We start from the raw sequence: 12,845 nt of genomic DNA, 5'->3' as shown, positions 1-12,845 counted from the left end.
CGGGAGGGGTAGCGCGGGGCGTCGGGGGGCACAAATCCCGGAGGGGCGACGGTGCGCGACAATGGCGGCATGGAGATGCCGATGAACGAACGGTCGCAGGAGAGCCCGCAGGTCCTGGTCGTCGGCCCGGACGGGATGGCCCTCGGCGGCGGCGGACACGCCAACCGCGCCGGAGAAGGCGACGAGCAGCGCGAGGTGCCCGTGACGGAGATGGTCGAACAGCCCGCGAAGGTCATGCGGATCGGCAGCATGATCAAGCAGCTCCTGGAAGAGGTCAAGGCGGCGCCGCTGGACGAGGCGAGCCGGGCGCGCCTGAAGGAGATCCACCACAGCTCCGTGAAGGAGCTGGAGGCGGGGCTCGCCCCCGAGCTCGTCGAGGAGCTGGAGCGGCTCTCGCTGCCCTTCGCCGAGGACGGCGTGCCGAGCGACGCCGAGCTGCGGATCGCCCAGGCGCAGCTGGTGGGATGGCTGGAGGGCCTCTTCCACGGCATCCAGACCGCCCTGTTCGCCCAGCAGATGGCCGCACGCGCCCAGCTGGAGCAGATGCGCCGCGCGCTGCCGCCCGGTGTGGGCCACGAGGGCGACGAGGAGGGGCACGCCCCGGGCGGGGCGCGCACCGGCCCCTATCTGTGAGCGGTCGGCATGGACGGTACGTACGCGTAGGTACAGACGGCGGGCACCCGTGGGGTCACCCGCCGTCCGTCGTTGCCCGTCCGTCGTCGCCGCAAGGGCACGCCCGGGGCGGGTCAGCCGCCCTGGCCGGTGGAGACCCACAGGGTGATCTTGTCCGTCTCCGGCTTGAACGCCGTGTAGGTCTTGGGCTTCTGGTCGACGACCGCGCCCTTCCCGTAGATCTGCTCGTTGCGGTACTTGACCTCGTACTTCCAACCGGCCGCGTCCATGCAGGACTTGACGGAGTCGACGTACTTGGTGAAGAAGTCCGGCATCACCACGGCGTCCGGGTCGTCGCCCAGGTAGCTCTTGGTGGCCTCGGTGCAGCGCGAGGCGTCGATGGTGCGGGTCTGGTCGGCCTGGCTGACGCCCGGCGCGGGTTCGTCACCCGCCGGCTGCGAGGGGGTCTCCTCGCGGGCGGTGGCGGAGGCGCTGCCCCGGGAGTCGTAGGTGGGGGTGCCGCCGGTGTCCCCGGTGTCGTCCTTGCCGCCCATCGACATCGCGATGATGACGACCACGACCACCGCGATCACGGCGACCGTGGCGCCGATGGCGACGACCGCCGTCGAGGCGCCGCCGCCCCTGCGGCCGCCGCCCGCCGGGGTGCCCGGGCGCATCGTGTAGGGCGGGGTGGCGTGCTGCTGCACGGCCTGCGGGTGGGGCTGGTGGGGCGCGTGCGGGGCGTTCTGCGGGTAGCCGTATGACGGTCCCGGGCCGGGCGGCGGGGTGTGCGCGGGACCGCCCTGACCTGCGGTGCCCCACCGCTGCTGAGGCTGCGGCTGAGGCTGGGGCTGGGGCCGCGGATAAGGAGCCGGGGCCGGGGCCTGGTACGGGGTCTGCACGTTCGGCGGCGGGGTGCGCAGGTCTCCCTGCACCGGCGGGAAGACCGCGGAGGAGACCTCCTCGCCGCGGCCGCGCGGGCGCGGTCCGCCGCCGATGATCAGCGGTGTGGTGCCGGCGCCGCGCGCCGGTGCGGCGACCCGCTCCGCCTCGTCGCGCATGGTGTCGGCGGTGGGGAAGCGCTCGGCGGGGTTCTTCTTCAGGGCCCGCGCGACGAGCGCGTCGACGCCCGGCTGCACCGCCCGGTTGAGCGCCGACGGGGCCGGCGGGAGCTCCTGGACGTGCTGGTAGGCGATGGACAGCGGGGAGTCGCCGTCGAAGGGCAGCCGTCCGGTGAGCAGCTCGAAGAGCAGACAGCCCACCGAGTACAGGTCGGAGCGCTCGTCCACGCCGCGTCCCAGTGCCTGTTCCGGCGACAGGTACTGCGGGGTGCCGACCACCATGCCGGTCTGCGTCATCGACGAGACGCCGGACTGCATCGCGCGGGCGATGCCGAAGTCCATCACCTTCACCACGCCGCGCTTGGTGAGCATCACGTTGCCCGGCTTGATGTCGCGGTGGACCAGGCCCATGCTGTGGCTCTCGGAGAGCGCCGCGAGCACGTCGGCGGTGATCTTCAGGGCCTTCTCGGTGGGCATGGCCCCGAACTGCGCGATGTCCTCGTCGAGCACGTCGCGCAGCGGCTTGCCCTCGACGTACTCCATGACGATGTACGGCACGAGCGCGCCGTCGACGGTGTCCTCGCCGGAGTCGAAGACCGAGACGATGTTGGTGTGGTTGAGCTTGGCGACGGCCTGCGCCTCGCGCCGGAACCGCTCGCGGAACGACTGTTCCCTGCCGAGGTCGGTGTGGAGCGTCTTGACGGCCACCGGCCGGTCCAGCACCGTGTCGTGCGCCAGGTGCACGGCCGCCATGCCGCCCTGCCCCAGCAGGTCGCGGAGGACGTAGCGACCGTTACCGACCGAACGCCCCGAATGAGTGCCCCGCGTGCCGTCCCCGCTCATCCGTACCCGTCCCCTTGACGATCCCCCTGGGCGCACCGCGTGTACGCACAAGACAGTTGCCCCGATCCTGACCGCCCAGTCTGCCGGACGGCCTGGACAGGTCAAGTTCGTTGACCTGTTCGTCACCGGATGCGTATGAATCCCTTCATCGGGGGCACGGGTGCCACGGGAGCGCGTCCGTCCTGGAACGCGGTAGCGTGGTGCGCTGGAGGACCCTGTACGGCGACGATCGACGGCGAGGACTGATGGCACAGACGACAGCCGCCGGGGGCCCTGACGAGCCCTCTGCCGACGGCCGGGGAGTGCCTGACTCGCCCGAGCTGTGGGGTGCCGCAGGCCTGGTGGGCGACGGCCGCTACCGGCTGACCCGGCGCCTCGGACGCGGCGGCATGGCCGAGGTCTTCGCGGCGGAGGACGTGCGCCTGGGGCGGACGGTGGCCGTGAAGCTGCTCCGCTCCGACCTCGCCGAGGACCCGGTGTCCAAGGCCCGATTCACGCGCGAGGCGCAGTCGGTCGCCGGGCTCAACCACCATGCGGTGGTGGCGGTGTACGACTCGGGCGAGGACGTCACGCCGGGCGGCACCGTGCCCTACATCGTGATGGAACTCGTGGAGGGCCGCACGATCCGTGACCTGCTGGTGGGGTCTGACGAGCCGCCGCCGGTCGACCAGGCGCTCATCATCGTCTCGGGCGTGCTGGAGGCGCTGGCCTACAGCCACGCGCACGGCATCGTCCACCGGGACATCAAGCCGGCGAACGTGATCATCACCAACACCGGCGCGGTGAAGGTGATGGACTTCGGCATCGCGCGGGCGCTGCACGGCGCCTCGACCACGATGACGCAGACCGGCATGGTCATGGGCACCCCGCAGTACCTGTCGCCGGAACAGGCCCTCGGCAAGACGGTCGACACCCGCTCCGACCTGTACGCGACGGGCTGCCTGCTCTACGAACTCCTCGCGCTGAGGCCGCCGTTCACCGGTGAGACCCCGCTGTCGGTGGTCTACCAGCACGTCCAGGACGAGCCGCGCCCGCCCTCCGAGCTCAGCGACCGGGTGCCGCCGGAGCTGGACGGGCTGGTGCTGCACGCGCTGGCCAAGCAACCGGACGACCGCTTCCAGACCGCCGAGGAGATGCGCGGCGTTGTCCAGTACGCGCTGGCCATGCTGAGCGAGCGCGGCGGTCACACCGGTACCTGGAACACCGGTTACGTGCCCGTGGCGAACGCCGCCCCGACCGCGCCGATGGGCGTCCCCCCGCAGTACGGGCAGCAGCACCCGCACACCACCGCGGAGTTGCAGCCGCCCCTGCTGCTCGGCCCGCCCGGTGGTGACGGCGGCGGCCACGGCCACGGCTACGACGACGGACGGCCCCCGCACGGCGGCGGGCGGTGGGTGAAGCCCGTGCTGTTCGTGATCGCCGCGGTGCTCGCGGTCGCGCTCGGCATCTACTTCGCGGTCTCCAAGACCGGCGACAAGACGCCCCCGGCGCAGAAGGTGACGCCCACTCGGTCGCAGCCGGAGAAGCCGACGTCGCAGCCGACCCAGGACGACTCGACGGGCGGTACGCAGGACAGCAGCGGCAGCGTCTCGGAGCAGCCCTCGTACACCCCGAGCCCCTCCTACACGCGGCCGACCTCGCAGGCCCCCGCGACCTCCCCGCCGCCGACGCAGAAGCCGAGCACCCCGGCCACCTCCGCGCCGCCCACGCCGACGCCGACCGCGTCCGAGACCGGCGGCACCGAGGGGACCTCGGGGGACGTGTCCGGCGGCACGGCCGGCACCGAGGGCGCCGCGGACGGCGGCGTCACGGGCGGCTGACCGGCCGCCGGCCGCCGGGTCAGCCCGTGAAGGCCTCCAGCACGGCCTCGTACGCCGCGGTCCACCAGACGACCAGGGCGGACGAGGCCGGGAAGAGGGGGTCGGTCCTGCGGTCGTCGAGGACGTAGCGCCAGCGCAGCATCCAGAAGTCGTTGAGCCGTTCCCACCACACCCGGTGCACGGCCGCGGCCAGTTCGTCCCCGGGCACGCCCGCGGCGGCGCGGTAGGCCCGGGCGTACGCGCGGATCTTGTCGAGGTCCAGGGCGCCGCCGGGCTGCACGAAGAAGATCACGGCGGCCCGTACCGCCTCCTCGGCGCGCGGCTGCACACCGAGCCGGTCCCAGTCGACGATGGCGACGGGTTCGTCCTCGCGGTAGAGCAGGTTGAGCGGGTGGAAGTCGCCGTGCACCCAGCCGGAGACCGGGCCGGCCGCGTCGGGCGGGCGGCGGTGGGCGTGACGTTCCAGCAGGGCGCGGCGCTCCAGCAGCCGGTGCTCGGCCAGTTCGTCGAAGGTCTCGCGCGGGGCGCTGGCGCGCACGCGCCGCAGCAGCGCGGTGATCAGCGCGTAGGTCAGTTCGGGGTCGGCGCTGGCGTGCCGGCCCGGCTCGGGGGCGGGCTGCACCTGGGCCAGGGTGGTGTGGACGAGACCGAGCAGGGCGCCCAGGCGGCGGGAGTCGCCGGTGGTGAGTTCGCCGCCCTCGCGGTGCCGTCCCTCCACCCACGGGTAGAGCGCGAAGCAGCGGCCGCCGACCACGGCGACGGTGCGGCCGTCGGCGTCGGGCACCGGGGAGGCGACGGGCAGGCCCACCTCGTCCAGCCGCTGGGTCGCCCGGTGCTGGCGGGCGATGACGGCGGAGTCGGCGGTGGCACCGTCGACGTACAGCTTGAGGAAGTAGCGGCCGCTGGTGGTGGCCAGCCGGAATCCCCGGTTCAGTAAGCCCTGGGCAACGGGTTCGCAGGACAGCGGGGCGCCGGCGTCCGTGTATCGGCGCAGCAGGGTGTCCAGTGTCCCGGCGGAGGGCGGCGCCGTCGCCGAACTCCCGATCACCAGGCAGATGCTAGATCATTCCGGTGGTGGACTCGCGGGTCGAGACGTACGTACACATGGCCCGGCTCCCGGCTTGTATCGTTTTGACGATCTGTGCCGAAGAGCGCCCGCTGTGCCGTCGAGGGATGGAAGGCGCGTGCCGTCCCGAGGAACTGCACCGCCCAGCCCGCTTCGACGTCGTCCGCCTGGTAGGCCACGACCGTGCCGTCCACGCCCCATGAGCGGTCGGTGCGGATCAGCACGGAGCCGTCGGCGACGACGTGCCGGGCCACGGCGATGTACGGCAGGGCCCCCCGCGTCAGCGCCAGCCGCCCGTACCGGACCTTTCCCAGCAGCGCCAGCGCAGCGCGCCCCTCGAGTTCCATGGGAACCACCTTGCCGGGCCGGCCCCCCGGAGGCGCAGAGCACTCCGCCCCCACCTCCGGGGCCGATGGTCCCTGATGGGGCCATACCGCCTCAACCGGCCGAATCCGGCACCGGCAGGCCCAGCACGCGGTCGCGCAGCACCGGGAAGTCCGCCCGGGTCTTGGCCACCAGGCCGGGATCGAGGTCGGCGGTGATGACCTCCTCGCCCGGTCCGGCCTCGGCGAGGACGGCGCCCCAGGGGTCGACGACGAGGCTGTGCCCGGCCAGCTTCACCCCGGCGTGGGTGCCCGCGGTGCCGCAGGCCACCACGTAGGCCTGCGACTCGATCGCGCGGGCCCGGGCCAGCAGGGTCCAGTGCTCGCGGCGCCGCGCGGGCCAGCCGGCCGGGAGGAGGACGACGGTGGCGCCCGCGTCGACGAGCAGCCGGAACTGCTCGGGGAAGCGCAGGTCGTAGCAGGTGGCCAGGCCCACGGGGACGCCCTGGACGTCGGTGGTGACGACGCGGTCGCCGCCGTGCATGAGCACGGCCTCGCCCTGGTCGAAGCCGAAGCGGTGGATCTTGCGGTAGGTCTCGCGCAGTTCGCCGTCGGGGGAGAAGAGCAGCGAGGTGTTGTACAGAGCGCCGTCGGGGGCGCGCTCGACGATCGAGCCCGCGTGCAGCCACACGCCCGCGTCGAGCGCGGCGGCGCTCATCACCTGCGCGGTGGGGCCCTGGAGCGGCTCGGCCTCTGGCTGGAAAAGATCGGCGGCGAAGGCGCCGACCGGCCACAGTTCGGGCAGGACGACCAGGTCCGACCCGGACTGTCCGCGGACGAGCGACGCGACCCGTTCACGCCGGGCGTCCACCGCTTCGCCGGGGTCGACGTCGATCTGGAGCAGGGAAACGCGCACAGTACCACCGCCCATGAGTTCGGCATGTTCTTGCGGGCCTACGATCGTCACACGAAAGCACTCCCGTGGTGTCACTGCGCAGCGTAATTTAAGGCGCACACCACGACCGCGCCCGACCGTCGAGGGGTCCCGTGACCGGCACCGTCCACAGCCAGATCCAGCCGTACATCGACGCCTGGACCCACTCCATAGAATCCATAGCCGAGTTGGTCCGCCCCGTTCCGGCGGGCGCCTGGAACCGGCCGACCGAGTGCCCGTACTGGTCCGTGCGCGACATCGTGTCGCACGTGATCGGGTTCGAGTGCGAGCTGCTCGGCGATCCCCGGCCGATCCACACGCTCCCCAGCGACCTGCGGCACATGACCACGGAGCACGCCCGTTACGTGGAGGTGCCGGTCGACAAGCGGCGGCACCACACCGCGCCCGAGGTCGTCGGCGAGCTCGACTACACGATCATCCGCCGGTCCCGGCAGCTGCGGAACGAGACCCGTGGCGCGCAGGACACCGTCCGCGGCCCCATGGGCAAGGAGATGACCCTCGAGGAGCTGCTGAAGTGGCGGGTCTTCGACGTGTGGGTGCACGAGCAGGACCTGCGCCGGGCGCTGGGCGAGCCCGGCAACCTCGACTCCCCGGGCGCGGTCGTCGCCCGGGACCACATCCTCTCCGAACTGCCCAAGGTGGTCGCCGGGCGCGCGGGCGCCCCGGCGGGTTCCGCCGTGGTGTTCGACGTCCACGGCGAGCTGGAGTTCATGCGGACGGTCCGGGTCGACACCGACGGCCAGGGCACGATCGACGGCAGCGTCTCGCTCGGCCCCGCGGTCACGCTGACCCTGGACTGGGAGACCTTCGTCCGGCTGAGCTGCGGGCGCACGCGCGCGCACGCGGTGGAGGGCCGGCTGAAGACCGAGGGCGACCAGGCGCTGGCCGACGCGATCCTGGCGAACATCGCCGTCACACAGTGACGCCGGGGGGAGCGTTCATGTCCCCGCGGGGACGTGGACGCTCTCGACGCGGCTGACCGCGATGCGCTGCCGCTCCAGCCGCGCCGCCCGGCCGCGCAGCCGCAGGATCTGGACCAGGCCGAGCGCCTGCAGGACGAACACGCTGCTCCACGCCACCCGGTAGTCGTCGCCGCTGGCGTCCAGAAGGACGCCGATGGCCAGCAGCGCGGCCATCGAGGCGGTGAAGCCGCCGATGTTGACGATGCCGGAGGCCGTGCCGAAGCGCTCGGGCGGGTTCGCCGGGCGCGCGAAGTCGAAGCCGATCATCGACGCCGGGCCGCAGGTGCCCAGCACGACGCAGAGCAGCACGAGCAGCCACAGCGGGGCGTGGTCCGCGGGCCAGACCAGGACCACCGCCCACATCACCGCGGTCGCCCCGACGACGCCCAGGGTGAGCGGCATCCGGGCACCGTGGTGGCGGCCGATGATCTGCCCGAAGAGCATCCCGAAGACCATGTTGGCGATCACGACGACCGTCAGCAGGGTGCCGGCCGTCTCGCGGGACAGCCCCTGGGCCTCGACGAGGTACGGCAGGCCCCACAGCAGCAGGAAGACCATCCCGGAGAACTGGGTGGTGAAGTGCGTCCACATCCCCAGCCGGGTGCCGGGCTCCCGCCAGGCGGCGGCGATCTGCCGCTTCACGTAGCCGCGTCCGGGGTGCTCCGCGGGCGCGGGCTCGAAGCCCTCGGGGTGGTCCTTCATGAAGGCCAGCACCAGGACGAGGACGAGCGCGCCGCCCAGCGCCGTGCCGACGAAGGTGGGGGTCCAGCCCGCGGAGTGCAGCAGCCGCGCGAGCAGCACGGTGCTCAGCAGGTTGCCCGCCACGCCGAACAGCGCGGCACCCTGCGCGATCATCGGCCCGCGGCGGGCCGGGAACCAGCGCGAGCCCAGCCGCAGCACGCTCACGAAGGTCATGGCGTCGCCGCAGCCCAGCACCGCGCGGGCGGCCAGGGCCGTGCCGTAGGTGTGGGAGAGGGCGAAGCCGAGCTGGCCCAGGGTGAACAGGACGATGCCGATGCTCAGCACCCTCTTGGTGCCGAGGCGGTCGACCATCAGGCCCACGGGTATCTGCATGCCCGCGTAGACCAGCACCTGCAGGATGGAGAAGGTGGACAGCGCCGAGGCACCGATGTGGAAGCGCTCCGCGGCGTCGATCCCGGCGACGCCGAGGCTGGTGCGGTGCACGACCGCGACCGTGTAGACGAGGGTGCCGATGCTCCAGACCGCGACCGCCCTGGTGCCGCCGGGCGGTTCGCCGGCCGGGGTGGCGCTCGTCGCCATCACTCCCCCCTGGCCAGGTGGTTCACCCAGCTGACGTGCCGTTCGACCAGCGTGGCGGCCAGGGCGGCGTCCCCCGCGCGCAACGCGTGGAGGATCTCGGTGTGTTCGGCGACGTTCTTGGCGATCCGGCCCGGCTCCGCGTGCATCGTCGCCACCCCCATGCGCAGCTGACGGTCCCTCAACTGGTCGTACAGGTGCGCCAGGATGCGGTTGCCCGCGGCGCGCACGATCTCGGCGTGGAAGCAGCGGTCGGCCGCCGCGAAGGCGGCCAGGTCGCCCGTCGCGGCGTGCCCGCGCTGCTCGTCCAGCAGCTCCTCCAGGCGGGTCAGCAGCCGCTCCGGGGCGGGCACCACCTTCATCACCGCGTGGCGCTCCACGAGCAGCCGGGTCTCCACCACGTCCGCGATCTCCTGCGCGGAGACCGGCAGCACCAGGGCGCCCTTCTTCGGGTAGAGCTTCAGCAGGCCCTCGGCCTCCAGGCGCAGCAGCGCCTCGCGGACCGGGGTGCGCGAGACGCCCACGGCCTCGGCCAGCTCGCCCTCGCTCAGGAGGGTGCCGCCCTCGTAGCGGCGGTCAAGGACCGCCTGTTTGACGTGCGTGTAGACCCGCTCGGCGGCGGGCGGCTGCTTGGCGGCCGGCTCGGCGGTGGTGCCGGCGGTCGCGACGGGGCTCCGGGTCATGATGCGCACATCATAGATACAAGACGTATGCGCCAGCAGCCCACGTCCGGCATACGGACTGGTACGTGGGTCGCCGGTGCCGGGATCCGGACCGTCAGGATCCGGACGGACCCGGGCCCGTCCCCGCTCCCGTGTCCGGGCCCGACGAGCCGCCGCTGCGCAGCCGGGCGACGTAGGCGGCGGCCTGGGTGCGCCGCTGCATCCCGAGCTTGGCGAGCAGGGAGGAGACGTAGTTCTTGACCGTCTTCTCCGCGAGGTGCAGCCGGTCGCCGATCTGCCGGTTGGTGAGGCCCTCGCCGATGAGGTCGAGGATCCGCTTCTCCTGGTCGGTCAGGTCGGCGAGGCGGCCCTCCTGGCGTTCCCCGCCGCCGCGCAGGCGCTCCAGGACACGGGCGGTGGCGACCGGGTCCAGCAGTGACCGGCCGGCGGCGACGTCCCGCACGGCGCCGACCAGGTCGGTGGCGCGGATGTCCTTCAGCACGTAGCCCGACGCGCCCGCCATGATCGCGTCGAAGAGCGCCTCGTCGTCCGCGTAGGAGGTGAGCATCAGGCACGCGACGCCGGGCTGCGAGGAGCGGATCTCCCGGCACACCTCGACGCCGCTGCCGTCCGGCAGCCGGACGTCCAGCACCGCCACGTCGGGCCGCACGGCCGGTATCCGGGCCAGCGCCTCGGCGGCCGTGCCGGCCTCGCCGACGACCTCGATCCCGTCCTCGGCGGCGAGGAGCTCGTGCACCCCCCGCCGGACGACTTCGTGGTCGTCCAGTAGGAACACCGTGATTACCGACTTTTCGGTCACAACTTCAGCGTTGCACACGCGACCCGCGCCGACCTCTTACGAAGAATCGATCCTCGGGATACCGTGCCGTTGTCCCGGTGGCCTGCGAGAACGCCCATTTACTAGGAAATCCAAACAAAACCGCAGGTAGAACACCCTTCGCGCGAAAGCGGGAGGTGTGGGTAACGTTCACTTCGCAGGGCTGCCTGCCGGGTCGACCAACACTCCCGGCTCGGCCGTGCCGCACACACCCCGTGCGCCGCGACGAGTCGGGCAGGAGCCGCACTGGCCGCCGGCGGATCCCGGGGGCCGGACAGACGGAGGAGCAAGCGTGAGCGTGAAAAGCACTGCCGCGAAGCCCCGTACGCCCCGTACGGGCACGCGCGGTGGAGCGAAGCGCCGTGAGGGCGAGCCGGAGCTGGTGCAGCTCCTGACCCCCGAGGGCGAGCGCGTCCAGCACAGTGAGTACTCCATCGACCTGAGCCCCGAAGAGCTGCGCGGTCTGTACCGGGACATGGTCCTGACCCGCCGGTTCGACGCGGAGGCCACCTCCCTGCAGCGCCAGGGCGAACTGGGTCTGTGGGCGTCGCTGCTGGGCCAGGAGGCCGCACAGATCGGCTCCGGGCGGGCCACCAGGCCGGACGACTACGTCTTTCCCACCTACCGCGAGCACGGCGTCGCCTGGTGCCGCGGGGTGGACCCGGTCAACCTGCTCGGCATGTTCCGCGGGGTGAACCACGGCGGCTGGGACCCGAACGAGAACAACTTCCACCTGTACACGATCGTGATCGGCTCCCAGACGCTGCACGCGACCGGCTACGCGATGGGCATCAGCAAGGACGGCGCGGACTCCGCCGTCATCGCCTACTTCGGCGACGGTGCCTCCAGCCAGGGCGACGTCGCGGAGGCCTTCACCTTCGCCGCCGTCTACAACGCCCCCGTGGTCTTCTTCTGCCAGAACAACCAGTGGGCGATCTCCGAGCCCACCGAGAAGCAGAGCCGCGTCCCGATCTACCAGCGCGCCGCCGGCTTCGGCTTCCCCGGCGTGCGGGTCGACGGCAACGACGTCCTCGCGGTTCTCGCGGTCACCCGTGCCGCCCTGGAGCACGCCCGTTCCGGCCAGGGCCCGATGCTCGTCGAGGCCTTCACCTACCGCATGGGCGCCCACACCACGTCCGACGACCCCACCCGCTACCGCCTCGACGAGGAGCGCGAGCAGTGGGAGCACAAGGACCCGATCCTGCGGCTGCGCAGCTACCTGGAGAAGGACGGCATCGCCGACGAGGCCTTCTTCGCCGGTGTCGAGGAGGAGAGCGAGGCGCTCGGCAAGCGGGTCCGCGAGGCCGTGCGCGCCATGCCCGACCCCGACCCCATGTCGATCTTCGAGAACATCTACGCCGACGGCCACGCCCTCGTCGACGAGGAGCGCGCCCAGTTCGCGGAGTACCAGGCGTCCTTCGCCGACAGCACGGAGGGTCACTGACCATGGCAACGATGACCATCGCCAAGGCCCTCAACGAGGCACTGCGCAAGTCCCTGGAGACCGACCCCAAGGTCGTCCTCATGGGTGAGGACATCGGCAAGCTCGGCGGTGTCTTCCGGATCACCGACGGCCTGCACAAGGACTTCGGCGAGCAGCGGGTGATCGACACCCCGCTCGCGGAGTCCGGCATCGTCGGCACCGCGATCGGCCTGGCCCTGCGCGGCTACCGCCCCGTCGTGGAGATCCAGTTCGACGGCTTCGTCTTCCCCGCGTACGACCAGATCGTCACCCAGCTCGCCAAGATGCACGCGCGCGCCCTGGGCAAGATCAAGCTCCCGGTCGTCATCCGCATCCCCTACGGCGGCGGCATCGGCGCCGTCGAGCACCACAGCGAGTCGCCCGAGGCGTACTTCGCGCACACCGCCGGGCTCAAGGTCGTCTCCCCGTCGACCCCGCAGGACGCCTACTGGATGCTGCAGCAGGCGATCGACTCCGACGACCCGGTCATCTTCCTCGAGCCCAAGCGCCGCTACTGGGACAAGGGCGAGGTCGACACCGACGGCATCCCCGCGCCGCTCCACAGGGCCCGTACCGCCCGGGAGGGCACCGACCTCACCCTGGCCGCGTACGGCCCCATGGTGAAGGTCTGCCTGGAGGCGGCCGCCGCGGCCGCCGAGGAGGGCCGTAGCCTGGAGGTCGTGGACCTGCGGTCGCTGTCCCCGCTCGACTTCGACGCCGTCCAGGCGTCGGTGGAGAAGACCCGCCGCCTGGTCGTCGTGCACGAGGCGCCGGTGCAGCTCGGCATGGGCGCGGAGATCGCGGCCCGCATCACCGAGCGGTGCTTCTACCACCTGGAGGCCCCGGTGCTGAGGGTCGGCGGCTTCCACGCCCCGTACCCGCCGGCCCGGGTGGAGGAGGAGTACCTGCCCGGCCTGGACCGGGTGCTGGACGCCGTCGACCGATCGCTGGCGTTCTGAGGAG

General features: G+C 72.3%; 12 protein-coding genes. 5 read left to right on the top strand and 7 right to left on the bottom strand.

Annotated elements, in window-relative coordinates; translation table 11 throughout:
* The first annotated feature begins 69 nt into the window (after positions 1-69).
* Complete coding sequence (locus tag ABZ312_RS00110; protein ID WP_500331486.1) at positions 70-633, top strand: bacterial proteasome activator family protein; 564 nt, start codon at positions 70-72, stop codon at positions 631-633.
* A gap of 113 nt (positions 634-746) precedes the next feature.
* Here ABZ312_RS00110 and ABZ312_RS00105 read toward each other — a convergent pair whose 3' ends face one another.
* On the bottom strand, positions 747-2,516 hold the full coding sequence (locus tag ABZ312_RS00105; RefSeq protein ID WP_500435999.1) for a Stk1 family PASTA domain-containing Ser/Thr kinase: 1,770 nt from the start codon (positions 2,514-2,516) through the stop codon (positions 747-749).
* Positions 2,517-2,761: 245 nt separating this feature from the next.
* On the opposite strand from ABZ312_RS00105, the gene ABZ312_RS00100 reads away from it, so the two are divergent.
* Complete coding sequence (locus tag ABZ312_RS00100) at positions 2,762-4,336, top strand: protein kinase domain-containing protein (protein WP_500435997.1); 1,575 nt, start codon at positions 2,762-2,764, stop codon at positions 4,334-4,336.
* 19 nt (positions 4,337-4,355) lie between these two features.
* Here ABZ312_RS00100 and ABZ312_RS00095 read toward each other — a convergent pair whose 3' ends face one another.
* The 3 genes from ABZ312_RS00095 to ABZ312_RS00085 form a co-directional block, all read right to left on the bottom strand.
* Positions 4,356-5,384: a phosphotransferase gene (locus tag ABZ312_RS00095; protein WP_500331480.1), complete on the bottom strand. Its 1,029-nt coding sequence runs from the start codon at positions 5,382-5,384 to the stop codon at positions 4,356-4,358.
* A complete protein-coding gene (locus tag ABZ312_RS00090; protein ID WP_499512835.1) occupies positions 5,381-5,749 on the bottom strand; it encodes a PNPOx family protein in 369 nt (122 codons plus the stop codon). The genes ABZ312_RS00095 and ABZ312_RS00090 overlap by 4 nt, the downstream gene beginning before the upstream one ends.
* Before the next feature lie 91 nt (positions 5,750-5,840).
* On the bottom strand, positions 5,841-6,641 hold the full coding sequence (locus tag ABZ312_RS00085) for a carbon-nitrogen family hydrolase (protein ID WP_500436115.1): 801 nt from the start codon (positions 6,639-6,641) through the stop codon (positions 5,841-5,843).
* A 131-nt stretch (positions 6,642-6,772) separates the two neighbouring features.
* On the opposite strand from ABZ312_RS00085, the gene ABZ312_RS00080 reads away from it, so the two are divergent.
* A complete protein-coding gene (locus tag ABZ312_RS00080) occupies positions 6,773-7,603 on the top strand; it encodes a maleylpyruvate isomerase family mycothiol-dependent enzyme (protein WP_500331478.1) in 831 nt (276 codons plus the stop codon).
* Between the two features lie 15 nt (positions 7,604-7,618).
* Here the strand turns inward: ABZ312_RS00080 and ABZ312_RS00075 are convergent, their stop codons facing one another.
* From ABZ312_RS00075 to ABZ312_RS00065, 3 genes are all read right to left on the bottom strand, one after another.
* Complete coding sequence (locus ABZ312_RS00075; RefSeq protein ID WP_500435995.1) at positions 7,619-8,923, bottom strand: MFS transporter; 1,305 nt, start codon at positions 8,921-8,923, stop codon at positions 7,619-7,621.
* Positions 8,923-9,603 (bottom strand): GntR family transcriptional regulator, encoded by a 681-nt coding sequence (locus tag ABZ312_RS00070; RefSeq protein ID WP_500331476.1) that lies wholly within the window; start codon positions 9,601-9,603, stop codon positions 8,923-8,925. Before ABZ312_RS00070 ends, ABZ312_RS00075 begins: the two co-directional genes overlap by 1 nt.
* Positions 9,604-9,697: 94 nt before the next feature.
* Entirely contained in the window at positions 9,698-10,402 is a 705-nt protein-coding gene (locus tag ABZ312_RS00065; RefSeq protein ID WP_500435993.1) for a response regulator, read from the bottom strand.
* Between the two features lie 310 nt (positions 10,403-10,712).
* On the opposite strand from ABZ312_RS00065, the gene pdhA reads away from it, so the two are divergent.
* Positions 10,713-11,864: a pyruvate dehydrogenase (acetyl-transferring) E1 component subunit alpha gene (pdhA, locus tag ABZ312_RS00060; RefSeq protein ID WP_499512830.1), complete on the top strand. Its 1,152-nt coding sequence runs from the start codon at positions 10,713-10,715 to the stop codon at positions 11,862-11,864.
* A gap of 11 nt (positions 11,865-11,875) precedes the next feature.
* Positions 11,876-12,841, top strand: a complete 966-nt coding sequence (locus ABZ312_RS00055) for an alpha-ketoacid dehydrogenase subunit beta (RefSeq protein ID WP_500331500.1) — start codon at positions 11,876-11,878, stop codon at positions 12,839-12,841.
* The last annotated feature ends 4 nt before the right edge of the window (positions 12,842-12,845 follow it).

The organism is Streptomyces sp. NPDC006207, from assembly GCF_040613835.1.
GTDB lineage: Bacteria > Actinomycetota > Actinomycetes > Streptomycetales > Streptomycetaceae > Actinacidiphila.
The sequence above is the reverse complement of the archived record's forward strand: the minus strand, read 5'-3'. Positions and strand labels throughout refer to the sequence as shown.

Excerpts from the sequence above, each read along its gene's own strand:
- ABZ312_RS00110 (WP_500331486.1), top strand. The coding sequence starts at position 70 with ATGGAGATGCCGATGAACGAACGGTCGCAGGAGAGCCCGCAGGTCCTG.
- ABZ312_RS00105 (WP_500435999.1), bottom strand. The coding sequence starts at position 2,516 with ATGAGCGGGGACGGCACGCGGGGCACTCATTCGGGGCGTTCGGTCGGT.
- ABZ312_RS00100 (WP_500435997.1), top strand. The coding sequence starts at position 2,762 with ATGGCACAGACGACAGCCGCCGGGGGCCCTGACGAGCCCTCTGCCGAC.
- ABZ312_RS00090 (WP_499512835.1), bottom strand. The coding sequence starts at position 5,749 with ATGGAACTCGAGGGGCGCGCTGCGCTGGCGCTGCTGGGAAAGGTCCGG.
- ABZ312_RS00075 (WP_500435995.1), bottom strand. The coding sequence starts at position 8,923 with ATGGCGACGAGCGCCACCCCGGCCGGCGAACCGCCCGGCGGCACCAGG.
- ABZ312_RS00070 (WP_500331476.1), bottom strand. The coding sequence starts at position 9,603 with ATGACCCGGAGCCCCGTCGCGACCGCCGGCACCACCGCCGAGCCGGCC.
- ABZ312_RS00055 (WP_500331500.1), top strand. The coding sequence starts at position 11,876 with ATGACCATCGCCAAGGCCCTCAACGAGGCACTGCGCAAGTCCCTGGAG.